The sequence below is a fragment of the Enterobacter sp. RHBSTW-00994 genome, from assembly GCF_013782625.1.
Taxonomy (GTDB): Bacteria; Pseudomonadota; Gammaproteobacteria; order Enterobacterales; family Enterobacteriaceae; genus Enterobacter.
The window spans coordinates 2,737,768-2,761,632 of sequence record NZ_CP056199.1; the positions used below are offsets into that span (position 1 = coordinate 2,737,768).

Annotated in this window: 22 protein-coding genes, 3 pseudogenes and 1 riboswitch; of the genes and pseudogenes, 11 read left to right on the forward strand and 14 right to left on the reverse strand. The window is 49.5% G+C overall.

Features of this window, described 5'->3' with window-relative positions:
- The first annotated feature begins 3 nt into the window (after nt 1–3).
- The 3 genes from HV346_RS13145 (at nt 4) to HV346_RS13155 (ending at nt 3,857) form a co-directional block, all read left to right on the forward strand.
- Nucleotides 4–582, forward strand: a complete 579-nt coding sequence (locus HV346_RS13145) for a CoA pyrophosphatase (protein WP_181619782.1) — start codon at nt 4–6, stop codon at nt 580–582.
- A 184-nt stretch (nt 583–766) separates the two neighbouring features.
- On the forward strand, nt 767–2,131 hold the full coding sequence (gene sdaA, locus HV346_RS13150; protein WP_181619783.1) for an L-serine ammonia-lyase: 1,365 nt from the start codon (nt 767–769) through the stop codon (nt 2,129–2,131).
- 133 nt (nt 2,132–2,264) lie between these two features.
- Nucleotides 2,265–3,857: a cyclic diguanylate phosphodiesterase gene (locus tag HV346_RS13155; protein ID WP_181619784.1), complete on the forward strand. Its 1,593-nt coding sequence runs from the start codon at nt 2,265–2,267 to the stop codon at nt 3,855–3,857.
- A 6-nt stretch (nt 3,858–3,863) separates the two neighbouring features.
- Here the strand turns inward: HV346_RS13155 and yoaE are convergent, their stop codons facing one another.
- Nucleotides 3,864–5,423 carry a CNNM family cation transport protein YoaE gene (gene yoaE / locus HV346_RS13160; RefSeq protein ID WP_181619785.1) on the reverse strand — a complete coding sequence of 520 codons (1,560 nt, stop codon included), beginning with the start codon at nt 5,421–5,423 and terminating at the stop codon, nt 3,864–3,866.
- Between the two features lie 463 nt (nt 5,424–5,886).
- Here yoaE and manX point away from each other — a divergent pair, with 463 nt between their 5' ends.
- The 5 genes from manX (at nt 5,887) to mntP (ending at nt 10,043) form a co-directional block, all read left to right on the forward strand.
- On the forward strand, nt 5,887–6,849 hold the full coding sequence (gene manX / locus HV346_RS13165) for a PTS mannose transporter subunit IIAB (protein ID WP_181619786.1): 963 nt from the start codon (nt 5,887–5,889) through the stop codon (nt 6,847–6,849).
- A 47-nt stretch (nt 6,850–6,896) separates the two neighbouring features.
- On the forward strand, nt 6,897–7,697 hold the full coding sequence (locus tag HV346_RS13170) for a PTS mannose/fructose/sorbose transporter subunit IIC (protein ID WP_181619787.1): 801 nt from the start codon (nt 6,897–6,899) through the stop codon (nt 7,695–7,697).
- A 12-nt stretch (nt 7,698–7,709) separates the two neighbouring features.
- A complete protein-coding gene (locus tag HV346_RS13175; protein ID WP_181619788.1) occupies nt 7,710–8,561 on the forward strand; it encodes a PTS mannose transporter subunit IID in 852 nt (283 codons plus the stop codon).
- 55 nt (nt 8,562–8,616) lie between these two features.
- On the forward strand, nt 8,617–9,075 hold the full coding sequence (locus tag HV346_RS13180; RefSeq protein ID WP_181619789.1) for a DUF986 family protein: 459 nt from the start codon (nt 8,617–8,619) through the stop codon (nt 9,073–9,075).
- A 199-nt stretch (nt 9,076–9,274) separates the two neighbouring features.
- Nucleotides 9,275–9,466, forward strand: a riboswitch (yybP-ykoY riboswitch).
- 10 nt (nt 9,467–9,476) lie between these two features.
- Complete coding sequence (gene mntP, locus HV346_RS13185) at nt 9,477–10,043, forward strand: manganese efflux pump MntP (RefSeq protein ID WP_181619790.1); 567 nt, start codon at nt 9,477–9,479, stop codon at nt 10,041–10,043.
- On the opposite strand, the gene rlmA is transcribed toward mntP, so the two are convergent.
- The 5 genes and pseudogenes from rlmA to HV346_RS13210 all read right to left on the reverse strand — a co-directional run.
- The gene (rlmA, locus tag HV346_RS13190; RefSeq protein WP_181619791.1) at nt 10,040–10,855 is read right to left on the reverse strand and encodes a 23S rRNA (guanine(745)-N(1))-methyltransferase; all 816 of its coding nucleotides are present in this window, start codon (nt 10,853–10,855) and stop codon (nt 10,040–10,042) included. The genes mntP and rlmA overlap by 4 nt on opposite strands.
- Nucleotides 10,856–10,922: 67 nt before the next feature.
- On the reverse strand, nt 10,923–12,641 hold the full coding sequence (gene ftsI, locus HV346_RS13195; RefSeq protein WP_181619792.1) for a peptidoglycan glycosyltransferase FtsI: 1,719 nt from the start codon (nt 12,639–12,641) through the stop codon (nt 10,923–10,925).
- A gap of 219 nt (nt 12,642–12,860) precedes the next feature.
- Nucleotides 12,861–13,070 carry a transcription antiterminator/RNA stability regulator CspE gene (gene cspE / locus HV346_RS13200; RefSeq protein WP_001062678.1) on the reverse strand — a complete coding sequence of 70 codons (210 nt, stop codon included), beginning with the start codon at nt 13,068–13,070 and terminating at the stop codon, nt 12,861–12,863.
- A 12-nt stretch (nt 13,071–13,082) separates the two neighbouring features.
- Nucleotides 13,083–13,227, reverse strand: a pseudogene (locus tag HV346_RS13205) (DUF2627 domain-containing protein).
- Nucleotides 13,228–13,754: 527 nt separating this feature from the next.
- A pseudogene (locus HV346_RS13210) lies at nt 13,755–14,276 on the reverse strand (MBL fold metallo-hydrolase); the annotation flags it as partial.
- A gap of 79 nt (nt 14,277–14,355) precedes the next feature.
- On the opposite strand from HV346_RS13210, the gene HV346_RS13215 reads away from it, so the two are divergent.
- A protein-coding gene (locus HV346_RS13215) for an IS3 family transposase (RefSeq protein WP_181619794.1) occupies nt 14,356–15,467 on the forward strand; the annotation gives its coding sequence in 2 pieces (ribosomal slippage) (nt 14,356–14,617 and nt 14,617–15,467; 1,113 coding nt in all).
- A gap of 17 nt (nt 15,468–15,484) precedes the next feature.
- Here the strand turns inward: HV346_RS13215 and HV346_RS13220 are convergent.
- The 3 genes and pseudogenes from HV346_RS13220 to mgrB form a co-directional block, all read right to left on the reverse strand.
- Nucleotides 15,485–15,955, reverse strand: a pseudogene (locus tag HV346_RS13220) (MBL fold metallo-hydrolase); the annotation flags it as partial.
- A gap of 23 nt (nt 15,956–15,978) precedes the next feature.
- Nucleotides 15,979–16,275, reverse strand: coding sequence for a YebO family protein (locus HV346_RS13225; RefSeq protein WP_181619796.1), 297 nt, complete (start codon nt 16,273–16,275; stop codon nt 15,979–15,981).
- Between the two features lie 74 nt (nt 16,276–16,349).
- On the reverse strand, nt 16,350–16,493 hold the full coding sequence (mgrB, locus tag HV346_RS13230) for a PhoP/PhoQ regulator MgrB (protein WP_181619797.1): 144 nt from the start codon (nt 16,491–16,493) through the stop codon (nt 16,350–16,352).
- 160 nt (nt 16,494–16,653) lie between these two features.
- Here mgrB and HV346_RS13235 point away from each other — a divergent pair, with 160 nt between their 5' ends.
- The gene (locus HV346_RS13235; protein WP_181623777.1) at nt 16,654–16,893 is read left to right on the forward strand and encodes a YobH family protein; all 240 of its coding nucleotides are present in this window, start codon (nt 16,654–16,656) and stop codon (nt 16,891–16,893) included.
- 64 nt (nt 16,894–16,957) lie between these two features.
- Here the strand turns inward: HV346_RS13235 and kdgR are convergent, their stop codons facing one another.
- Nucleotides 16,958–17,749: a DNA-binding transcriptional regulator KdgR gene (kdgR, locus tag HV346_RS13240; protein WP_181619798.1), complete on the reverse strand. Its 792-nt coding sequence runs from the start codon at nt 17,747–17,749 to the stop codon at nt 16,958–16,960.
- 178 nt (nt 17,750–17,927) lie between these two features.
- Here kdgR and HV346_RS13245 point away from each other — a divergent pair, with 178 nt between their 5' ends.
- Nucleotides 17,928–19,301 (forward strand): MFS transporter, encoded by a 1,374-nt coding sequence (locus tag HV346_RS13245; protein ID WP_181619799.1) that lies wholly within the window; start codon nt 17,928–17,930, stop codon nt 19,299–19,301.
- Nucleotides 19,302–19,382: 81 nt separating this feature from the next.
- Here HV346_RS13245 and htpX read toward each other — a convergent pair whose 3' ends face one another.
- The 4 genes from htpX to HV346_RS13265 form a co-directional block, all read right to left on the reverse strand.
- Complete coding sequence (gene htpX / locus HV346_RS13250) at nt 19,383–20,264, reverse strand: protease HtpX (RefSeq protein ID WP_181619800.1); 882 nt, start codon at nt 20,262–20,264, stop codon at nt 19,383–19,385.
- Between the two features lie 191 nt (nt 20,265–20,455).
- Nucleotides 20,456–22,504, reverse strand: a complete 2,049-nt coding sequence (gene prc, locus HV346_RS13255; protein WP_181619801.1) for a carboxy terminal-processing peptidase — start codon at nt 22,502–22,504, stop codon at nt 20,456–20,458.
- Nucleotides 22,505–22,523: 19 nt separating this feature from the next.
- On the reverse strand, nt 22,524–23,210 hold the full coding sequence (proQ, locus tag HV346_RS13260; protein ID WP_181619802.1) for an RNA chaperone ProQ: 687 nt from the start codon (nt 23,208–23,210) through the stop codon (nt 22,524–22,526).
- 96 nt (nt 23,211–23,306) lie between these two features.
- Nucleotides 23,307–23,804 carry a GAF domain-containing protein gene (locus HV346_RS13265; protein WP_181619803.1) on the reverse strand — a complete coding sequence of 166 codons (498 nt, stop codon included), beginning with the start codon at nt 23,802–23,804 and terminating at the stop codon, nt 23,307–23,309.
- Nucleotides 23,805–23,865 lie beyond the last annotated feature (61 nt).

Below are 23,865 nucleotides of genomic sequence, written 5' to 3' on the forward strand. Positions count from 1 at the left end.
CGGGTGGAGAAAGACAATCTGACGCTGGATGATTTTCTGTCGCGCTTTCAGCTTTTGCGTCCGCAGGTCAGCCGCGAAACCCTGAATCACCGTCAGGCTGCAGTACTTATCCCGGTAGTACGGCGTGAACAGCCAGGCTTGCTGCTCACCCAACGTTCACCTTATCTGCGCAAACACGCCGGCCAGGTCGCCTTCCCCGGTGGGGCCGTTGACAGTACCGACGCCTCATTAATTGCTGCCGCGTTGCGTGAAGCGCAGGAAGAGGTGGCAATCCCTCCTGAAGCCGTCGACATTATTGGTGTCCTGCCACCGGTCGACAGCGTGACGGGTTTTCAGGTCACTCCCGTTGTCGGCATTATTCCACCCGACCTTCAGTATCACGCCAGCGTGGATGAAGTGTCTGCGGTGTTTGAGATGCCGCTCGAGGAAGCACTTCGTTTGGGTCGTTATCACCCGCTGGATATCCAGCGCCGGGGTCATGCACATCGGGTATGGTTATCCTGGTATCAACATTATTTTGTCTGGGGCATGACCGCGGGCATCATTCGTGAGCTGGCACTGCAAATCGGCCTCAAGCCTTGACTATACTTTACATTCAGCCTCGTTTTAGCCGGTTTGCGAACGTCGTCGCACTATTAGCAAAATCGGTGTTAGCTATTAGTTTAATTCATGTGAATAGTTAAGCCGAGGCTGGTGTTCCCTCATACACTATGCGCAGTTATAACATCGTTACTGGAAACCCGGTAACCCTGTCAGGAGTGTGAAAGTGATTAGTATATTCGACATGTTCAAAGTGGGAATTGGCCCTTCTTCTTCCCATACTGTAGGGCCCATGAAGGCCGGTAAACAGTTCGTCGATGACCTGGTCGAAAAAGGATTACTGGAAAGCGTTACCCGTGTTGCCGTGGATGTTTACGGCTCTCTCTCATTAACGGGTAAAGGCCACCACACCGATATCGCCATTATTATGGGTCTGGCAGGCAATATGCCGGATACTGTTGATATTGATGCCATTCCGGCATTTATTCGTGACGTTGAAACGCGCGGTCGTCTGCTGCTGGCAAACGGTCAGCACGAGGTAGATTTCCCGCTGGATGACGGTATGCGCTTTCGTAGCGACAACCTGCCGCTGCATGAAAACGGCATGACAATCCACGCTTACAACGGCGAAAAAGAGATCTACAGCAACACCTGGTACTCTATCGGTGGCGGTTTCATCGTCGATGAAGCGCATTTTGGCAAGGATACAGCGGGTGATGTCACTGTCCCGTACCCGTTCAAATCAGCAAAAGAGATGCTGGATTACTGTAAAGAGACCGGTCTGTCGCTCTCTGGCATGGTGATGCAAAACGAACTGGCCCTGCACAGCAAGAAAGAAATTGAAGACTATTTTGCTAACGTCTGGCAGACCATGCGTGCCTGTATCGATCGTGGGATGAATACCGAAGGTGTGTTGCCTGGGCCATTGCGCGTCCCACGTCGTGCTTCTGCGCTTCGCCGTATGCTGGTGACAACGGATAAGTTCTCTAATGATCCAATGAACGTAGTGGACTGGGTGAACATGTTTGCGCTTGCCGTGAACGAAGAAAATGCCGCAGGTGGACGCGTAGTGACAGCACCAACCAATGGTGCATGCGGTATTGTTCCAGCTGTACTTGCCTACTACGATCACTTTATCGAACCTGTCACGCCGGACATCTACATCCGCTATTTCCTGGCATCAGGAGCGATTGGTGCGCTGTACAAAATGAACGCATCTATTTCCGGTGCTGAAGTCGGTTGCCAGGGTGAAGTGGGCGTTGCCTGTTCAATGGCTGCCGCAGGGCTTGCCGAGTTGCTGGGTGCAAGCCCTGAGCAGGTCTGCATTGCTGCAGAGATCGGGATGGAACATAACCTTGGGCTGACCTGTGACCCGGTTGCGGGCCAGGTGCAAGTTCCGTGTATCGAGCGTAATGCGATTGCGTCAGTGAAAGCGATCAACGCTTCACGCATGGCAATGCGCCGGACCAGTGAACCGCGTGTTTCGCTGGATAAGGTCATCGAAACGATGTACGAAACCGGTAAAGATATGAACGCGAAATACCGCGAAACCTCGCGCGGTGGTCTGGCCATTAAGGTTCAGTGCGACTAATACATTGCCTTTCGCCCATCTGCAACGGATGGGCGAATTTTCCCCTTATTTCTCGTCTCCTTACTATTTCCCCACTACACTTTCTCTGTTGTCTCTGGCTTTTGGGGCCGGTAGCGTATCGGGCGACCGTTTCATGCAAACTGCGCAAACGATCATTAAACAATATCGACGAAAGCGCGTTATCGTCTGTGTGATGGTTGCGCTTCTTACGCTCATCCTGACGTTGGGCATTCGCTTTATTTCACAGCGTAATGTTAATCAGGAGCGGATTCTCGACTTTACCCGTCATACCGTCACCTCACTTGATAATATTCTGATTTCATTAGAGAACCGCCGAGAAGTACTGCAATCCCTTGTAGGGGAGCCCTGCTTACAAGCCCATCTGGTATTACGCAAGCAGGCGGCTATTCTGCAAACCGTCCGTTCGATAGCATTGATTAAAGACGGCATCTTGTATTGTTCGAGTATTTTCGGAAACCGAAATATTCCTGTCCGTCAGTTTCAGCCGACATTACCTGCCAGTGAACCGAAACTCATTTTATCCACCGATCAATGGCTACTGAAAGGCAGCCCTATTCTCATCCAGTGGTATCCCGTATCCACTGGCGGTGAAGATGGCGTGATAGAAATCGTTAATATCGATCTTATTACTGAAATGATGCTGGAGCCTCTTCGTCCGCTGATTACCGACGTTATTCTCACTGTCGGTGAGAACTCACTGCGCCATGATCTGCGGGTCACCGCGACACAGCCTTTTGACGATGCTCTATTGCACACAACGTCCACGCGATTTCCCTTCAGCATCACGGTGAGTGGTCCGGGGGCGGAGGCGTTGGCGCTGCGAAACCTTCCTACTCAATTGCCCCTGGCGCTGATGCTAAGTTTGTTACTGGGATATATTGCGTGGCTGGCGACAGCGAGCCGAATGAGCTTTACATGGGAAATTAACATGGGGCTGGCCGCACGTGAATTTGAGCTTTTTTGTCAGCCACTGGTGAACGCCCGGACGCAGAACTGCGTTGGGGTTGAAATTTTACTGCGCTGGAATAATCCACGTCAGGGCTGGATCTCACCCGAGGTTTTTATCCCGCTAGCGGAAGAACATAACCTGATTATCCCGCTGACACGTTACGTGATTGCCGAAACAGTGCGCCAGATAGGCTATTTCCCTACAACCTCCGGTTTTCAAATCGGTATTAATGTTGCCGCCAGCCATTTTCGCCGCGCGACGTTGCTACAGGATCTCAATCGCGCCTGGTTCAGCGCTCACCCGGTGCAACAACTGGTGATCGAACTCACGGAACGTGATGCTCTGATGGATGTGGATTATCGCATTGTACGTGAGCTTCACCGAAAAAATGTGAAGTTAGCAATTGATGATTTTGGAACAGGAAATAGCTCACTTTCCTGGCTCGAAAAACTCCACCCGGATGTGCTGAAAATCGACCAATCCTTTACCACTGCGATAGGGACGGACGCCGTGAACTCAACGGTCACGGATATCATCATTGCACTGGGGCAGCGGCTGAATATTGAATTAGTGGCAGAAGGGGTTGAAACCGAAGAGCAGGCTCGTTATTTACGCCGCCACGGTGTTCACATCTTACAGGGTTTTTTCTATGCGCGGCCCATGCCGCTGAGAGAATTTCCAAAATGGCTGGCGGAGAGTTCACCTCCGCCAGCGCATCACAACGGGCACATTATGCCTTTCATGCCTCTACCCTAGATAAGGCTATTCTTCCTCATCGTGGGCAGATTGTTCTTTAACAATACGTACCATATCAACGCGATAATCATTCGCCTGGACGATGGTGATATGCAGGGATGGCAGTTCAATCACATCACCTGGTCGCGGGATCTGACCGTTCACAGCAATCACCAGGCCAGCAACCGTCGCAATATCATCTTCATCGTTAACCACATTTTCCAGGCCTAATGTATGGGAAAGTGCGTGCAAGTCCGTTGTACCTTTGACCAACCAACCATCACCGTCTCTAACAATTTCAGGTGTTTCATCGGCATCAGGAAACTCACCAGCGATAGCTTCGAGTACATCCAGAGGAGTAACCAGCCCCTGCACGACACCAAATTCGTTGGTGACAATCACAAAGCTACCACGCGCACGACGCAATACGCCGAGCAAGTTGATGGGATCAAGTGTTTCAGGCACGACAATAGCAGGTGAGGCCGCTGCAATAGCCTCAACGTTAACGCCCTCTTCCAACGCAACCAACATTTCTTTGGCACGCACCACACCGATAATTTCATCCAGCTCGCCACGGCATACCGGGAACAGGCTATGCGGCGAGGACAGGAGCTGCTGACGGATTTCAGCCACACTCAGGTTAGCGTCTACCCAACTGATCTCACCGCGTGGCGTCATAATCCCGCGCAGTGAACGAGAAGCCAGGGAAAGTACCCCGTTGATCATATAGCGTTCTTCTTCAACGAACGCCCCTTCCGGCACAGGAACAGGCGTGCGACTCTCTGTATCAGACTGCACATTCACCTGACGACGACCACCCATCAAACGCAGAATAGCGTCAGCCGTACGGGCACGAAGCGGCTGACTGGACTGTTGCTTGATAAAGTTACGACGAGCAATCTGGTTAAACAGTTCAATCAGGATCGAGAAACCAATCGCAGCATACAGATAACCTTTCGGAATATGGAAGCCGAAACCTTCAGCAACCAGGCTCAGGCCAATCATCAGCAGGAAGCTAAGACACAGCACCACAACCGTAGGATGTTGGTTCACAAAACGCGTCAGTGGTTTAGACGCCAGCAGCATCACCGCCATCGCAATCACTACGGCCGCCATCATTACCGGAAGGTGGTTCACCATACCTACCGCGGTGATCACGGCATCCAGAGAAAAGACCGCATCAAGCACCACAATCTGTAGTACGACCACCCAGAAGCTGGCATAGCCTTTGCCGTGACCATCATCGTGCTGACGGTTTTCCAGCCGTTCATGCAGCTCTGTCGTCGCCTTGAAGAGCAAGAATAGCCCCCCTAATAGCATGATCAAATCACGCCCTGAGAAGGTGAAATCCATGACGGAAAAAAGTGGCTTCGTCAGTGTAACCATCCACGAGATAACGGACAGCAGTGCCAGACGCATAATCAGCGCCAGCGACAGGCCAATCAAACGCGCTTTGTCGCGCTGTTTTGGAGGCAATTTGTCCGCAAGGATGGCAATAAACACCAGGTTATCTATGCCGAGAACGATCTCAAGCACAACAAGCGTAAGCAAACCTACCCAGATTGACGGGTCCATTAAGAATTCCATGACAGACTCCTGCTAAAGGAATGACAGAACGGTGCCCTGAAAGTGACGGGCAAATCAAAGGTAGAAAGAACAGGTGCGTGGCGAGAATCGCCAATGAACAAGGCGCGAAATGGCCTGGTAGATGACTGACGTCGGTGACGGTCCATACGGTGGGCTACTGCCCTCTACTCCTGAATCATTAAACGGAGGCTAAACATATCAGAGACAATGACTTTTTGGCAAAGATTTACTTTCCTTTGCAAACATCTGTAACACAACCGCTTTTCATTACAGGACTTTCTGCAATGCGAAGCTAAATTACGGATCTTCATCACATAAATTATTTTTTCACTATCTAAAATAATTCGCGGAAGTCTTCGTTAATTTAACTCTAACCCTTATCTGAATCGATTCGGTTCGCCGACGACGATTCTTAATACACCTGCCTTGCAGGCGTATCAATGATAATAAAAGGAGGTAGCAAGTGACCATTGCTATTGTGATAGGCACACATGGTTGGGCTGCAGAGCAGTTGCTCAAAACAGCAGAAATGCTGCTGGGCGAGCAGGAAAACGTCGGCTGGATCGATTTCGTTCCCGGTGAAAATGCCGAAACGCTGATTGAAAAATACACTGCTCAGCTGGAGAAACTGGACACCAGCAAAGGCGTGCTATTTCTCGTTGATACATGGGGAGGCAGTCCATTCAATGCTGCCAGCCGCATTGTCGTCGATAAAGAGCATTATGAAGTTGTCGCAGGCGTAAATATTCCCATGCTGGTGGAAACACTGATGGCACGCGATGACAATCCGAGTTTTGACGAATTGGTTGCGCTGGCGGTCGAAACGGGTCGTGAAGGCGTGAAAGCGCTCAAAGCACAACCGGTCGCGAAGCCTGCACCTGTTGCTGCTGCAGTTAAAGCGGCTGCACCCTCGAAACCCATGGGGCCGAACGATTACATGGTTATCGGGCTTGCACGTATCGATGACCGTTTGATTCACGGTCAGGTGGCAACTCGCTGGACGAAAGAAACGAACGTCAAACGCATCATTGTGGTTAGCGATGAAGTCGCGGCAGACACCGTACGTAAAACGCTTCTCACCCAGGTCGCACCTCCGGGCGTGACTGCCCACGTTGTGGATGTTGCCAAGATGATCCGCGTCTACAACAACCCGAAATATGCGGGTGAGCGTGTAATGCTCCTCTTCACCAACCCCACTGACGTTGAGCGTGTGGTTGAGGGGGGAGTGAAACTCACCTCAGTTAACATCGGCGGTATGGCTTTCCGTCAGGGTAAAACGCAGGTGAATAACGCGATTTCAGTCGATGAGAAAGATATCGAAGCATTCAACAAGCTAAATGCACGCGGTATTGAGCTGGAAGCCCGTAAGGTTTCCACTGACCAGAAACTGAAAATGATGGATTTGATCGGCAAAGTTGGGAAATAACCCCACGCTGATTTTTCACATAAAGCTTATGTTATAGGAGAAGTACAATGGAGATTACCACTCTTCAGATTGTGCTGGTGTTCATCGTTGCGTGTATTGCGGGTATGGAATCCGTACTTGATGAATTTCAGTTCCACCGCCCTCTGGTGGCCTGTACGTTAATTGGCGCCGTTTTGGGTGACATGAAAACCGGCATCATCATCGGTGGTACGCTGGAAATGATTGCGTTGGGCTGGATGAACATTGGTGCAGCTGTTGCACCTGATGCAGCACTGGCATCCATCATCTCTACCGTTCTGGTCATCGCGGGTCACCAAAATATTGGTGCTGGTATTGCGCTTGCAATCCCGCTGGCAGCTGCGGGTCAGGTTCTGACCATTATCGTTCGTACTATCACCGTTGCCTTCCAGCACGCGGCTGATAAAGCCGCTGACAGCGGAAACCTGACGGCACTTTCATGGCTCCACGTTTCGTCTCTGTTCCTGCAGGCGATGCGTATTGCCATTCCAGCGGTCATCGTTGCTATTTCTGTCGGTACTAGCGAAGTGCAGGGCCTGCTGAATGCGATTCCAGAAGTCGTTACCGGTGGTCTGAATATCGCAGGTGGCATGATCGTTGTAGTCGGTTACGCAATGGTCATCAATATGATGCGCGCGGGCTACCTGATGCCGTTCTTCTATCTCGGCTTCGTGACTGCGGCGTTCACTAACTTCAACCTCGTTGCTTTGGGTGTGATTGGCGCAGTAATGGCTATTCTGTACATCCAGCTTAGCCCGAAATATAACCGCGTAGCGGGTGCACCAGCGCAGGCTGCTGGTAACAACGATCTCGATAACGAACTGGACTAGCAGGTGAGCGAAATGGTTGATATGACTAAAACTACCACTGAGAAGAAACTCACTCCGGGTGATATTCGTGGCGTGTTCATTCGTTCTAACCTGTTCCAGGGTTCATGGAACTTCGAACGTATGCAAGCGCTGGGCTTCTGTTTTTCTATGGTTCCGGCAATTAAACGCCTGTATCCGGAGAACAATGAAGCGCGCCGCCAGGCGATTAAACGCCATCTGGAATTCTTTAACACCCATCCTTATGTTGCCGCGCCAGTTCTGGGTGTAACACTGGCAATGGAAGAACAACGCGCAAACGGTGCAGAGATTGACGATGGTGCAATCAACGGTATCAAAGTTGGCCTGATGGGACCATTGGCGGGTGTTGGTGACCCCATCTTCTGGGGTACGGTTCGTCCTGTGTTTGCAGCTCTCGGTGCAGGCATCGCGATGAGTGGCAGCCTGCTCGGCCCATTGTTGTTCTTTATCCTCTTCAACGCGGTCCGTCTGTTAACCCGCTACTACGGCGTAGCTTACGGTTACAGCAAAGGTGTCGATATCGTTAAAGATATGGGCGGTGGCTTCCTGCAGAAACTGACCGAAGGGGCGTCAATTCTCGGCCTGTTTGTTATGGGCGCATTGGTTAACAAGTGGACGCACGTCAACATACCACTGGTGGTTTCCACCATCACTGGTCAGGATGGTCAGACTCGTGTTACTACCGTGCAAACTATCCTCGACCAACTGATGCCGGGCCTGGTCCCACTGTTGTTGACCTTCGCCTGTATGTGGCTGCTGCGTAAGAAAGTGAATGCGCTGTGGATCATCGTTGGCTTCTTTGTCATCGGCATCGTCGGCTATGCTATCGGCCTGTTAGGTCTGTAAGTTATCGTGTAACGCAACCGGGGGCATGCCCCCGGTTTTTTTATCTGGAGGTAGAATGACTGTCACGGACATCGTGTTGGTTTTGTTTATTGTTGCCCTTCTGGCTTACGCCATCTATGACGAATTCATTATGCCCCGCCGCAATGGCGAGACGCTGCTTACCATCCCTCTCCTGCGCCGCGGACGCGTCGATGCCTTCATCTTCGCGGGTCTGGTGATGATCCTGATTTACAATAATGTAATGAACCACGGTGCAATATTAACCACATGGTTATTATGTGCGCTGGCATTAATGGCCGTTTACCTGTTTTGGATCCGCACACCGAAAATACTCTTTAAAAATCGCGGATTTTTCTTTGCTAATGTGTGGATAGAATATAACCGTATTAAAGAGATGAATTTATCTGAGGATGGCGTTCTGGTCATGCAATTAGAACAGCGACGTCTGCTAATTCGGGTTAAAAATATTGATGATCTGGAGAAAATATACAAATTAATGGTTAATATTCAATGAGTTAATATTATAGCATTGGCTATATATTGCGATAATTTTATGCAATATATATATAGCCAAAGCTATATTATGCCATTTAATTCACGTATATTTATTAACGTTTCTTTCACGATTAAATCTAAATGAAAATCGTTATCAATTAGTTAATGAATTAATACTTTCCTGTTGTTGTTTTATATTCTCAAAATATGTTAAGGTTGCGCCCGTCGTTGGGGAGTAGCCGATTTCCTGTTTTCAGGAAATGTGCGTGTCAACATACTCGTTGAAAAACGTGGCACGTACGGATCGCTTTCTGCACTTTTCTGGGTGCAAAGAGGATCAGGCGAGACCATAGATACATCAACTGCTGTTTACTGGGGGCAGTGATGTGTCATATGGATATCCCCGGTCTGGACGCACACATGAATATCTCAGCTACGATCCTTCTTGCCTTTGGCATGTCAATGGACGCCTTTGCAGCCTCTATTGGTAAAGGTGCTACGCTCCACAAACCAAAATTCTCTGAAGCACTACGTACAGGTCTTATCTTTGGTGCTATCGAAACGCTGACGCCTCTGGTTGGCTGGGCAATGGGAATGCTGGCCAGTCAATTTGTTCTGGAATGGAACCACTGGATTGCATTTGTACTGCTGGTATTTCTGGGCGGGCGAATGGTCATTGAAGGTTTTCGTGGGAACAGCGATGAAGACGAAGAACCTCAGCATCGCCATGGTTTCTGGCTACTGGTAACAACCGCTATCGCGACGAGCCTTGATGCTATGGCGGTCGGCGTCGGCCTGGCATTCCTGCAGGTCAATATTATTGCCACCGCCCTGGCTATTGGCTGTGCCACATTGATCATGTCCACGCTGGGTATGATGGTCGGTCGATTCATCGGTCCACTGCTTGGCAAACGCGCCGAGATCCTCGGCGGTATTGTCCTGATCGGAATCGGGGCTCAAATTCTGTGGGCCCACTTCGCCGGTTAATCTTCTCGCTGCCAGCAGTGGATACTGAAATCTGTCTGGCAGCAAAACTCAGCTTGTTTCGCTAACGTTTCCCACACTTCCGGTTTCGCTCTCCAGGCAAATGGTGTCATTTGTAACAAGGCGACGGCTTCCTCTCCCTTCAGCGACATATCATAGGCCACAGACAGTTCTTGTTTCAGCGCAAAACCGGCCAGTTGTTCAGAATGCGATGCATGCAAGTGCACCTCATTGTAGATCAGCCCTTTCAGTTCCATAAGATGTCGTGGCCCCGGCGTGACTGTAATCACCCAGCCTCCGGGTTTGACGACTCGTGCAAGTTCTTCTGCCTTACAGGGAGCATAGATACGGATGACAGCATCCATACTTTCATCATCAAATGGCAACCTGTGACTGGATGCCACACAGAATACCACCTGCGAATAACGTTTTGCGGCCGCACGGATAGCCACTTTTGCGACATCAAGACCATAGGTTTCAGCCCCCTTCTCACGCGCCACATCGGCAAACATCGCAGTGTAGTAACCTTCACCACACCCGATATCAAGGATTGCTGCCGCGCTTTCAGGAAGTATTTCTTTCAGGATGCCTGCAACGGTTTCCCTGAGGGGATGATAATGTCCGGTATCAAGAAATGCCCGTCGTGCCTGCATCATCTCCGCGCTGTCTCCCGGGTCACGGGACCGCTTATATTGGACAGGAAGAAGATTCACGTATCCCTCTTTTGCCATATCAAATTGATGCCCCTGCGGACAAATGAAACTTTTCTCAGAGCGCATTAACCGGGCATGGCAAAGTGGACAACTGAAAGACATAGTGACTCCAGGCAATATTGAAAGGGCGAAAGTGTACCGCTATTCGCCTTGGTAGAAAACGCCTGGGTTAACGCATCACAATAAGATGGCTGGAATCTGCAGGTAATCCATCAGGCTGAACATTTTCAATACGCAGAACATTACCCATTATCTCGCTAAAAACCGGTGCAGACACAGCTCCACCATAGTAATCGCCATTTTGTGGATCATTGATCACCACCACCAGCGCGAATCTCGGATTGCTGGCAGGTGCAACACCTGCCGTGTAGGCAACATACTTGTCGACATATTTACCGTCATCACCAATTTTTTTGGCTGTACCAGTTTTTACCGCCACACGATAGTCGCGAACAGCAGCCTTAATCCCTCCGCCGCCAGGTAGTGCGACACTTTCCATCATATGCTCAACTTCATGAGCAATGTTTTCAGGCATTACCCGGTGACCGATCACCGGAGGATCGATCCGAGTGATCGATAAGGGACGCTCAAGCCCATAGCTGCCAATTGTCGCGTAAACATGTGCCAGTTGTAATGGCGTCACCATCAGGCCATAACCAAAGGCAAACGTTGCTCGGTCCAGTTGACTCCAGAATTTACGCTGGGGTACTAACCCATCACTTTCACCGGTTAAACCAAGACCCGTTGTCGTACCAAAGCCAAAACTCTTGTACGTATCAAGCAGTCGCTGGATAGGCATAGCCAACGATAAGCGGGAAACGCCGGTATCACTCGATTTTTGCAAAATACCTGTCATGCTCAGCTCGGGATAATAACCAACATCGCGGATCCGATGCCCATCAAGTGTATAGGGATGAGTATCAATGACGCTATCAGGCTGTACCAGACCTTGCTGTAGTGCGGTCATCAGCACCAGAGGTTTAACCGTAGAGCCCGGTTCAAAGGTATCGCTAATGGCACGATTGCGGAAATCATTGAGCGTAGCACCATCACGATTATTTGGGTTATAGTCCGGGAAACTCGCCATGGAGAGGATCTCACCGGTTTGCACATTGATCAAAACGGATGCGCCTGAATCGGCTTTATTCCAGACAACGGCATTATCCAGCGCATCTTCTGTGATCGTTTGCAGGCGTTCATCAATACTCAACTGGATGTTATGTGCAGGTACTGGCGCATTCTCCGTCAGATTCTCGATGACATGCCCGTAGCGATCTTCCCTCACCTGTCTGACACCCGCCTTGCCTGTGAGCTGTGCGTTAAAGCTTTTTTCAATACCTTCGATACCTTGCCCATCAATGTTGGTAAACCCAATGAGATTCGCAGCAACATGCCCTGCTGGATAAAAGCGCCGGGATTCATCGCGTAAATTGATACCAGGCAAATTGAGTTTGTCGATCCACTGCGCTTGTGAAGGGTCAACCTGGCGTGCGAGATAGATAAAACGTCCTTGTGGATTACTGTTAATTCGTGATGCCAGAGTACTAAGAGAAATATGGAGCGCATTTGCAAGCGCCTGCCAACGATCATCAAACCCGACACCGCCTTTTGCCAGCACCGTTTTAGGATCGGCCCACACAGCTCTTACCGGAACACTTACTGCGAGAGGTCGGTTTTCACGATCGACGATCATTCCCCTTGGTGAATCAATTGCCACCTCACGTAATGAGCGCATATCTTCCTGTTTAACCAGATTGTCAGGTTTAACAATCTGTAGCCAGGCGACACGTCCCAACAGAAATGCCAGACTACAGAAAATGGCAAAACACAGCAGTGCAAAACGAGCCGGCGTAAAGCTTCCGGCAGAAGTGATAGTTTTCTTTTTCACCTGAACCCCAGGTTTGTTAAACAACGCCATGATTTAACGAGAAAAGACGTCCAGATGGGGAAAAAACTATGCTAAAAACCTCGTAGCTTTGCAACAAGTTACTAACAAGGAGCGAATTCGTAATATTCTGAAAGATAAGGTAATAAAAAAGCCCCGCGAAACGCGAGGCTTTATGTCTGAGTGCGAAGCGCGAATGCACTTCTGTCAGCAGAGGTTCGATCAGATAGCGGTTACGTTAACTGCAGCCGGACCTTTCTGGCCGTCCTGAATTTCGAACTCAACGTTCTGGCCTTCAGCCAGAGTTTTGAAGCCATTACCCTGGATTGCAGAGAAGTGTACGAACACGTCTTTGCTGCCGTCAGCAGGAGTAATGAAACCAAAACCTTTAGACTCGTTGAACCACTTAACTTGACCTTTAATCTTTGCCATTTGCAAAATTCCTTAGAGTGTTTTCTTAGCCCGCAGGCATTGACTTAGATAAAACTGAGACATTACTGCTTGAGGCACTAATATAAGGTTCGGCAGAGAAGCGGTATTCAACGACAACGTCTTTACTCAGGACTTCTTTACTGAAAATGCCACACATAAACAGAACTGTACCTCGTTTGACCCAAAACGTGTTATCACATACAACGTTAATTATGGCAAGCCATTTTTAAACGTGTCTAGATCCGCTGCACAAATTCCGATGCTGCCCTGCAACATACTGCACAATTATGCGTAATGAGCAGGAACCGCATGGCCAGTCTTACGCGCTTTCCGTTGAGTTAACAACCGCTGTAATCTAAGACTTTTTTACCATAGCTCAATCATTTCACCTCGTCTACACCTCAAAAAAAGTTTCTTGATTGCAATGATTGAGTTAGAACAATTTATGAAAAGTTATGCTGAAATCATCGTAACGCATCGGGATTGTTATGATGAAAATTCAATGTTAATACACTCTCTTGCTTTGTATTAAAATTAGACAATTAATAATTGTCCTATATGCACCAAAATAATGAAATTTTTATGACTCTGCCTCAAAAGAAGGCAAGCAAAACGTTTCGATTAAAATAAAACAATAGTTAAGGGCTTCAAATACAGAATATATGCAATAGAACGACATATTGTTTACAAGGATAAATATTCACCAACTTTAAGTATCCTGAATGAATCATTTACTGCTGCTAAATTAGAGAGTGTCTGTGTTAACTCACAAACAGGGTCATCAAGGGACTCATCCCCCAATTCAAAAACGCCCCAATGGATCGGAAAGGCGAGTGGCTGGCCCAGTTGCAGCCAAAGCGACACGGCACTCTGCGGATCCATATGATGGGCTGACATGAACCACCGTGGTGCATAGGCTCCAATCGGTAACGCTGCGGCATCAATTTTTCCGAGTCGTTCAGGTATGCTGAGCAAATCAGGAGAAAATCCCGTATCACCACTAAACCAGAAACGATGATTGCGGCCCTCAAATACCCAACCACACCAAAGCGACTGGTTGCGATTCCACAATGTACGCATACTCCAGTGCTGAGCCGGAACGGCAGTCACTGTCATCCCTTGCCAAATGACGCTTTGCCACCAGTCAAGTTCAAACACATTTTTCGCCCCACGCCGGCGAAACCAGCTTGCCAACCCCAAAGGTACTGTAAGTATCCCGGCAAAACGGCCCATTCACTTTTAGAGATCTTCCGACATACTGATAATGTCCCCTGAGGAGATCGCTATGCGTAAGATCCGATTCACTGAACACCAGATCATCGCTGTATTGAAGTCCGTCGAAGCCGGACGTACCGTTAAGGATGTGTGCCGTGAGGCCGCTATTTCGGAAGCCAGCTATTACAACTGGAAGGCAAAATATGGCGGGATGGAAGCGGCCGATATTAAAAAAATAAAAGATCTGGAAGACGAGAATCGGAGGCTTAAACAGATGTTTGCTGATCTCAGCCTTGAGTGCCGGGCACTTAAAGACGTCATCGAAAAAAAGCTTTAAAACCAGCGATAAAGCGTGAACTTGTCAGCTATCTGACGGCACAATTTGCCATGAGTTTACGCCAGGCCTGCAGGACGTTATCGCTGAGCAGGACGGTGTATTTTTATCAGCCTGATACCCGGCGTGATGAACCGGTGATCCATGCGCTGACTGAGCTGGCAGAACGCTATCCGCGCTACGGTTTTAAGAAGCTTTTCCAACTGCTACGCAGGCAGGGCAATACCTGGAACCATAAACGTGTTCACCGGATTTATTGCCTGCTGAAACTGAATTTTCGTCGCAAGGGAAAACAGCGGCTGCCAGTGCGTAATCCAGCACCACTGGCGACGCCGCAAGCGCTAAATCAGAGCTGGTCCATCGATTTTATGCACGACGCGCTGGTCTGCGGCAGGCGCTTCCGGACCTTCAATGTGGTGGATGATTTTAACCGTGAGGCACTGGCGATAGAAATCGACCTGAATATCCCGGCTCAGCGAGTCATCCGGGTGCTGGACAGGATCGTGGCAAACCGCGGCTACCCGCTGAAAATGCGGATGGACAACGGGCCAGAACTGGTCTCGCTGGCGCTGGCACAATGGGCCGAAGAAAATGGCGTACAGCTCGAATTTATCAAGCCGGGTAAGCCTACACAAAATGCTTTTATCGAACGGTTCAACCGAACATACCGGACAGAAATCCTGGATTTTTACCTGTTCAGAACACTGAATGAAGCGCGGGAAATTACCGAGCGCTGGCTGATGGAATATAACAACGAGCGGCCTCATGAATCCCTGAATAACCTGACGCCGGAAGAGTACCGGCTGATGGCTGAAAAACCGGAAATCTCAAAAAGTGTGTGGAACTAAAACAGGTGTGCTTACAGTACAAAGAGGCTCACATCGGGAAAACGCCGCAATATGCGATGAACCGTAGCAACATCGAGATGATCATAATGATTATGAGAGATAACCAGCGCATCAAGGTGCGGGAGTTTTTCTACGGTAATGGCTGGCGGGGTTTTACGTTCAGGACCCCAAAAGGGTATTGGTGATGCGCGTCGGGAAAAAACCGGATCGGTAAGAATGTAGTTACCATCCATTCGCAGCAGCAGGCTCGCATGACCCAGCCACCAAACTCCGTCGGCCTGTACATCATTCAGTTCAACAGGTTGCCACCATTCACTGATAAATGCGGCATAGCCCGCTGAGGGAGGTTTGGGTAAGCTCGCCTGTTTACGCTCTTTGCGCCAGCGATCGACATCACCAGGCCGGTGTTCGACAGAATAGGTATTACGAAAACCGGTCGGCGTGTGATGTTTCAGGGAGGGGTCATACCAGGGATTCTTCCAGACCACAGCCACCTCCCACTTACGGCAGATTAACGCTCAGCAACCAGGCGAATAAAATCATCGTCGCCTTCGTCTTCTTTCACTTCCGCTGACGCTTCTTTTGGTGCTTCTTTCTCTTCAGGTTCGTTTGCTTCACATAGTCGACGCAGCAAGGCATTCTGTCGTTTTTGCTGATCGAGCAGCGCTTCCAACAGTTCGATCTGCTCGCTGGTGCGAGAACTGGCGCGATTAACAAAAAACCAAAGAACCAGCCCTACAATCAGTACGACCAAAGAGACCACCAAGGATGCCATGTTCAGCAGCCCCGAATTTTGTAACTCACCCATTTCACCACCTCAATAAAAGCACCCATTTTACCACTGGTGGGAAAGAAGGAAATCATCTTGAGAAAAAATGCGTCTTACCACGGGATAAATTTATTGATTACGCAAACGCCGCTAAAAAACTGTACATCCTGATCGCACATCACATTGATAGTTTGCGTCCAAAGCACAACGCTTGCTATCAGCACAATAACCAGAATTACCCAGCGTATTTTTTTCACTCCACACTCCGTCTTAAGACCTGATGTGTCCAGGTTATCACGCTTATCTTAAACAAGGACTAACTGTAACTGCATCAAGTGTTTTTTCAGAATCATACTCTTGCTTCATGGCATAAACTGGATACGCTTAATAGTATGACAAGTAAGAAAAAGAGGCATGATGCGTCTACTCATTCGAACCATTGTTGTATTGGCAATTCTGTGGATTGGCCTGCTGCTGTCGGGTTACGGCATACTGGTAGGAAGCGCCGAGAACGCTGCTGGCTTAGGTATCCAGTGCAAGTACATCACAGCGCAAGGCATCAGCACAGCGCAGTATCTCCATTCGAACAGCGGCTTTATCGGCCTGACGAACTGCCCTGTTCTGCGTAAGATGGCTGTCGTTATTGATAATGGCTAATTTATAACTATTGGCCCACAAAAAAACGCCGCACATGTGCGGCGTTTTTATTTCCGTTAATACGTTAAAACGGATAGTCGTTGTAACCCATCTGCTCGGAGATTTTCCGGGCTGCGGTATGTAACATCGCAACGTATTCGTGCAAACGCTCTTCCGAGAAGCGCAGTGTTGGGAAAGAGATACTCAGCCCCGCGATAACCACGCCAAAACGGTCAAATACAGGAACACCAATGCAACGCAAGCCTTCTTCCTGTTCTTCGTTATCTTCGCCGTAACCCTGTACACGAACCTGATCCAGTACCGTTAACAGCTCATCGGTACTGGTGATAGTGCGGTCCGTACTACGTTTGTACTCAACCCCTTCGAGGATTTGCACTACCTCTTCGCGATCGCGCCAGGCCAACAGTACTTTACCAATCGCGGTACTATAGAGTGGGTTACGTCGGCCAATACGCGAATACATACGCAGGTTGTACATAGAGTCAATTTTGTGGATATAGACAATACTGTCTTCATCCAGCGCCCCCAGGTGAACCGTCTCTTTCGTCAGACGAGAGAGTTCGCGCATTTGAATATCAGCACTACGGATGAGATCTACGTTTTGCAACGCCCGAGCACCTAATTCAAACAACTTCAGCGTCAGAGAGTATTTTTCAGACTCACCTTCTTGCGCGACATAACCCAGAGATTTCATGGTTTGCAAAAAGCGATAAACGGTGCTTTTCGACATCATCACACGCTGCGACAACTCTGTAATACCAATTTCACGCTCTTCTCCGAGCGCCTGCAAGATGCCAAACACCTTCAGCACGGAAGAAACAGAATCTGGCTGCTTATCCAAATCTGCGATTGCCATTTATCACCTCATAGAGAGTGTTTTATAAAAATCAGAACCGGTTTTTATTATAAATTCACGGTCGGCTCCCTGCAATCAATCCGCGTTTACTTCGTTACAAATCTGCGACATAAAACCGAATTAACAATGCTAAAATAGTTACTCTGAGAATAATTACACACTGAGCTATTCATCAATAATGGAAAAAAACCTTTCCGATGGTCTGCCATTGCCCCAGCGCTATGGCGCAATTGCCACAATCATTATTGGCATTTCAATGGCGGTTCTCGACGGTGCAATTGCTAACGTTGCATTACCCACTATCGCCAGCGATCTGCACGCCTCTCCTGCCAGTTCCATCTGGATAGTTAACGCGTATCAGATAGCCATTGTTGTCTCTTTGCTTTCACTCTCTTTTCTGGGTGATATGTTTGGTTACCGCCGCGTTTATCAATGTGGTCTGGTGGTTTTTACGCTGACCTCTCTGTTTTGCGCTTTGTCTGATTCACTTCACACCCTGACCATAGCCCGTATCGCGCAAGGTTTTGGAGGGGCGGCCTTAATGAGCGTCAACACAGCGTTAATACGCCTCATCTATCCACAACGTCACCTTGGGCGTGGCATGGGCATTAACTCATTCATTGTGGCTGTCTCTTCCGCTGCTGGCCCCACTATTGCTGCAGCCATCTTGTCCGTCGCATCCTGGCAATGGCTGTTTTTGATTAATGTACCGCTTGGGGTCATTGCCTTGGTTTTTGCCCTTCGCTTTTTACCTGCTAATGGCGCAAAAAGCACCGCCCCACGTTTCGATCTGCCCAGTGCTGTGATGAATGCCCTGACCTTCGGTCTGCTCATTACTGCGCTTAGCGGCTTTGCTCAAGGGCAATCACTCGCATTAATCGCAGTCGAAATCGTGGCGATGCTGGTCATTGGTTTCTTCTTTGTGCGTCGCCAGTTGGCGATGCCTGTTCCACTGCTGCCTGTCGACTTGTTGCGTATTCCACTGTTTTCGCTTTCCATCGGTACATCCATTTGCTCCTTCTGCGCCCAAATGTTGGCCCTGGTATCTCTGCCCTTTTTCCTGCAAAGCATCGTCGGCCGTACCGAAGTCGAAACAGGGTTACTTCTCACTCCATGGCCGCTGGCGACAATGGTGATGGCTCCACTGGCAGGTTATCTTATTGAGCGAGTTCATGCAGGTTTACTGGGGGCTCTGGGGCTACTGGTGATGGCAGCAGGTCTTTTTGCCCTCGCGCTGTTGCCGTCATCACCAACAGATGCCGACATCATCTGGCGCATGGTGTTGTGTGGCGCAGGTTTTGGTCTGTTCCAGTCACCTAACAACCATACGATTATCACCGCAGCTCCACGAAACCGGAGTGGCGGAGCCAGCGGAATGCTGGGCACTGCGCGTTTACTTGGACAAAGTACAGGCGCAGCACTGGTCGCTTTGATGTTCAATCTTTCAGGCCAAAGCGGTACACATGTTGCCCTGCTGCTGGCCGGCTCACTTGCCACTTTCGCTGCCATTATAAGCGGTCTGCGTGTGACCCAACCCCGAACTGAGGCGTAAAAAAACCGGGTGGCGATGATGCTATACCCGGCCTTTGGAACGTTAGACGTGTTTGCCGGAATCTCCGGCAAACACCTTTAGTTATTTGATGTATTCGCCACTACGCAGGGCTTCGATACGCTTATCCAGCGGCGGGTGAGACATAAACAGCTCACTCAGCGATTTCGATTTACCGTTTATGCAGAAGGCCATCATGCTGGTCGCTTCCTGCGGCTCATAGCTGGTTTTCAGTCGCTGTAGCGCAGCAATCATCTTCTCACGCCCAACCAGTTTCGCAGAACCCGCATCCGCGTGGAATTCACGGTGACGGGAGAACCACATGGTAATGATGCTTGCCAGGATGCCGAATACCAGCTCCAGTACCATCGAAACTGCGAAATAGATCAGAGGGTTACCATTGCTTTCCTCACCGTCATCACGGTTGCCCCCCATGAACCCAGCCGCAATCTGCGCCAGAATACGGGAAATGAAGATCACGAAGGTGTTCACCACACCCTGAATAAGGGTCATGGTCACCATATCTCCGTTTGCGATATGGCTAATTTCGTGAGCAATCACCGCTTCAGCCTCGTCACGGCTCATGTTTTGCAACAACCCGGTGCTGACAGCGACAAGCGACGCATCACGCCGAGCCCCCGTTGCGAACGCGTTAATATCCGGAGCGTGGTAAATAGCAACCTGCGGCATGGCAATACCCGCCTGACGGGATTGCTGCGCAACGGTGTTCATTAACCATTGTTCCATATCGTTACGTGGTTGTTCGATAACCTCGCCACCGACAGACTTCAACGCCATCCACTTCGACATTAACAGTGAGATGAAGGAGCCACCAAAACCAAACAGCAGCGCCATAATTAACAGGCCCTGAACGCTGCTCGACTGAATTCCTGTCAGGCTTAGCACGAGCCCGAAAACCACCATAACCGCCAGGTTGGTGAGCAGGAAGAGCGCGATTCGCATCATAATTTTCTTTTAACCTCAGTTTAACAAAACGCACTATGCGATTACCCACATCGTATGGGTATTGTGGCTATTTTCAAGGATTCAGCGTGCGTAAGTCACCAGAAAGACACAACTTTACACAATTGAAAATCTGCTTGACGGGAAGATGCAGAACTAAAAAAACAGGCACAATATCTTGTGCCTGTTGGGGGTTATTTTGCCGGAGTTGGTTGCTCAGCGGGCTTTTCTTTTTCCAGATGTGCCAGGTCGAGGGCGATATGCACCGTCTCATTCAGGTACGGATCAGGCTCCTGGTAATCCTTAGGCAGATCCTCCAGTTTTTTAAGCGGAGTCTTACCTTCACGTTTAAAGCGGTCATTAATACGCGCCAGACGTGTTGCATCATCCTCGGTGTTCTCTTTCTCACGCTGGGCATAATTGAGAGAAACAATATTCCGCTTATCCTTCATAGCATTGAATCGAGCAATGTCCTTCATGATGTACTGGAATTCAGGATCCTGGGCAATACGATCATTATGATCTTTCAGCAGTTCAGGGCCAAACTGGGTCATGTCGCCAGATTTAACGTATGTCGCAGCATTAATGCTATCCCACGGCAACGCATTATCTTCAAACTTTTCACCCGTTTCGGTCTCTTCCGTGCCCGTTGGCATCATGATATCCGGGGTGACGCCTTTACGCTGCGTACTGCCGCCATTCACACGGTAGAATTTCTGAATGGTGTACTGGACGGAACCCAGTGCAGGCCACTCTGGACGCAGCATCTGATCATAAATACGATTCAGTGAACGATATTGTTGTACCGTTCCTTTACCGAAGGTCGGTTCACCGACGATCAGTGCACGGCCATAATCCTGCATCGCTGCGGCAAAGATTTCGGACGCCGAAGCACTGAAGCGGTCGACCAGTACCACCAGTGGGCCTTTGTAATAAACCACACCATCAGTGTCTGCATCTTCACGCACTTTACCGTTGTTATCACGCACCTGAACCACAGGACCCGATGGGATAAACAGACCGGAAAGGGAGACAGCTTCCGTCAATGCGCCACCACCGTTGCTACGCAAATCAATGATGATGCTACTGACATTCTGCTTATCCAGTTTCTGCAACTGTACTTTTACATCGTCCGTCAAACCAACGTAGAAGCCGGGAATATCCAGAACACCCACCTTCTCTTTACCCACCGTTTTCACTGACATTTTTACCGCGCGATCTTCCAGGCGGATCCGTTCACGGGTCAGGGTAACGATACGGGTTTTCGTGCCTTTGCCTGCAGGCAGAACCTCAAGGCGTACCTTGCTGCCTTTCGGGCCTTTGATCAAAGCCACAACGTCATCAAGACGCCAGCCGATCACGTCGACAATATTCTGTCCTGTCTGACCCACACCCACAATGCGATCGCCTACGCTAATCGCTTTACTTTTGGATGCAGGACCACCCGCGACCATTGAGTTGATCACGGTATAGTCATCATCCATCTGCAGCACCGCGCCAATACCTTCCAGAGACAAGCTCATTTCAGTGTTGAATTGCTCGGTGTTACGCGGGGAAAGGTAGTTTGTATGCGGGTCGATTTCGTGAGCGAACGCAGTCATTGCCAGTGAGAAAACATCTTCACTGTTGGTCTGCGCGAGGCGACGAATGGCAAATTTATAACGACGCGTCAGAGTTTCACGAATCTCTTTATCATCTTTACCGGTGAGTTTGAGGCTCAGCTCATCATACTTAACTTTCGCGTCCCACAGCGCATTCAACTCGGCTTCATCTTTCGGCCAGGGCGCTTTACTGCGGTCCAGATTGAAGGTGTCAGTGCCGGTAAAGTCCATTGGACGCTCCAGCACTTTCAGCGCATATTGATAACGTTCAAAGCGGCGCTTTTGTGACAAATTATACAGGTCGTAGAACAGATCCAACTTACCAGAACGTAGCTCATCGCCCACGTCGGATTTACGTTTTGCGAACTGTTCGATATCGCTGGCCAGCAATACGTTATGGCTGTAATCCAGCAAGTTCAGATAGCGGTCGAAGATTTTGGCCGAAAAGGCCTGATCGAGATCGAACTGACGATAATGTGAACGAGTGAAACGCGACGTCACGCGTTCACTCACCGTCGCGTGCTGTGTTTCTTCCTTTAATACAGGAATTTGATCAACACGCGTAATATCGTCCACAGCGAAAGCGTGACCTGTTATAGCAAACAGGCCAGCCAGCGCGGTGAGCTTAAAAAAAGTGTTCATGCCAGGCTTGGCCTCCGTTTCAGAACAACAAGTGTTCTGCGCGTACAATCATTGACATACCAGAAGTCAGCTGTACTCGAACGCCATCTTTGGTGATTTCCAGTACGGTGGCGTCCATCGCATTGTTACCCGCTTTTACTTTCAGAGCCTGACCCACGCTTAACGCGGAAATGTCAGAAACTGGCGTGTGGCGCTGCTCTTCGCGAGGCGCACGAGGGGCTTTAGCTGCTGGTTTATCAGCACGCGGCTTGCGATCGCTATTGTCATTACGACGCGGTGCAGGACGTGGTTTACGTTCACGACGAGGGGTTTCTTCCTGGCCATTTGCCGCTGCGGCTTCGCGTTTTTTAGCCTGCTGTTCTGCACGCTGTGCCTGGACGCGCGCTTTCGCTTCTTCCAGTTGTTTACGTGCGTGCTCAACATGCTGCTCATCCAGCTCACCACAAGGGTTGCCGTCGAGGTCGACTCGGGTTGCGCCCGGTTTGATACCGTACAGGTAGCGCCAGCTCGACGTATAAAGACGCAGAGCGGAACGAAGTTGGGTTTTACTGAGATTCATCTCACCCTCAACTCGCGCTACCAGATCCTGAAAAATACCGACTTTCAGGGGACGAGCTTCGCCTTCAGCGCTAAAGCACTGCGGGAAACGCTCAGCCAGAAATGCGATAACTTCTTTACTGCTATTCAACTTAGGTTGATTTTCCATGAAATTTCCTGATTACAACGGACGTTGCCAACTAGCGCAGGCATGAACAGGCGTCATTATAATGACGCCATCAGTAAATGCTACGTTATCCGTTGATTATCCTGCGACGCTCGCAAAGAATTTTTGATAATCGGTCGCTACCAGTACATTTTCCAGATGTCCAACCAGCTCACGCAACCCTTGTTCATCCTCAGATGTAAAGCGGCTGAAGGCCGTGCTGTCGATATCCAGAACACCAATAATCTGATTTTTCACCACCAGCGGAAGAACGATTTCAGCATTGCTGGCAGCATCGCAGGCTATGTGTCCATCGAAAGCATGAACATCTTCTACGCGCTGTACCTGATTCTGTGCAACCGCAGTACCGCACACACCGCGACCAACGGGGATACGCACACAGGCAATCTTGCCCTGGAATGGCCCAAGCACCAGCGTATCGTCTTCAAGAAGATAAAAACCGGCCCAGTTCACGTCAGTCAGACGCTCAAACAATAATGCACTTGTATTTGCCAGAGTGGCTAAGAAGCTGGTCTCACCTGCCATCAATGCCTGAAAATCGCGGTTCAGATCCGCGTAGAATTCTGTTTTGTTCATTATTCAATCACTTGGTTGTCTTACAAAATTACTGCATAGCCTATTTAAATAAGCATTAAAT

Coding starts and splice junctions, on each gene's coding strand:
- HV346_RS13155 (WP_181619784.1), top strand. CDS start 2,265: ATGCAAACTGCGCAAACGATCATTAAACAATATCGACGAAAGCGCGTT.
- yoaE (WP_181619785.1), bottom strand. CDS start 5,423: ATGGAATTCTTAATGGACCCGTCAATCTGGGTAGGTTTGCTTACGCTT.
- HV346_RS13170 (WP_181619787.1), top strand. CDS start 6,897: ATGGAGATTACCACTCTTCAGATTGTGCTGGTGTTCATCGTTGCGTGT.
- HV346_RS13175 (WP_181619788.1), top strand. CDS start 7,710: ATGGTTGATATGACTAAAACTACCACTGAGAAGAAACTCACTCCGGGT.
- HV346_RS13180 (WP_181619789.1), top strand. CDS start 8,617: ATGACTGTCACGGACATCGTGTTGGTTTTGTTTATTGTTGCCCTTCTG.
- mntP (WP_181619790.1), top strand. CDS start 9,477: ATGAATATCTCAGCTACGATCCTTCTTGCCTTTGGCATGTCAATGGAC.
- rlmA (WP_181619791.1), bottom strand. CDS start 10,855: ATGTCTTTCAGTTGTCCACTTTGCCATGCCCGGTTAATGCGCTCTGAG.
- cspE (WP_001062678.1), bottom strand. CDS start 13,070: ATGGCAAAGATTAAAGGTCAAGTTAAGTGGTTCAACGAGTCTAAAGGT.
- HV346_RS13225 (WP_181619796.1), bottom strand. CDS start 16,275: ATGGGTGAGTTACAAAATTCGGGGCTGCTGAACATGGCATCCTTGGTG.
- HV346_RS13235 (WP_181623777.1), top strand. CDS start 16,654: ATGCGTCTACTCATTCGAACCATTGTTGTATTGGCAATTCTGTGGATT.
- kdgR (WP_181619798.1), bottom strand. CDS start 17,749: ATGGCAATCGCAGATTTGGATAAGCAGCCAGATTCTGTTTCTTCCGTG.
- HV346_RS13245 (WP_181619799.1), top strand. CDS start 17,928: ATGGAAAAAAACCTTTCCGATGGTCTGCCATTGCCCCAGCGCTATGGC.
- htpX (WP_181619800.1), bottom strand. CDS start 20,264: ATGATGCGAATCGCGCTCTTCCTGCTCACCAACCTGGCGGTTATGGTG.
- prc (WP_181619801.1), bottom strand. CDS start 22,504: ATGAACACTTTTTTTAAGCTCACCGCGCTGGCTGGCCTGTTTGCTATA.
- proQ (WP_181619802.1), bottom strand. CDS start 23,210: ATGGAAAATCAACCTAAGTTGAATAGCAGTAAAGAAGTTATCGCATTT.
- HV346_RS13265 (WP_181619803.1), bottom strand. CDS start 23,804: ATGAACAAAACAGAATTCTACGCGGATCTGAACCGCGATTTTCAGGCA.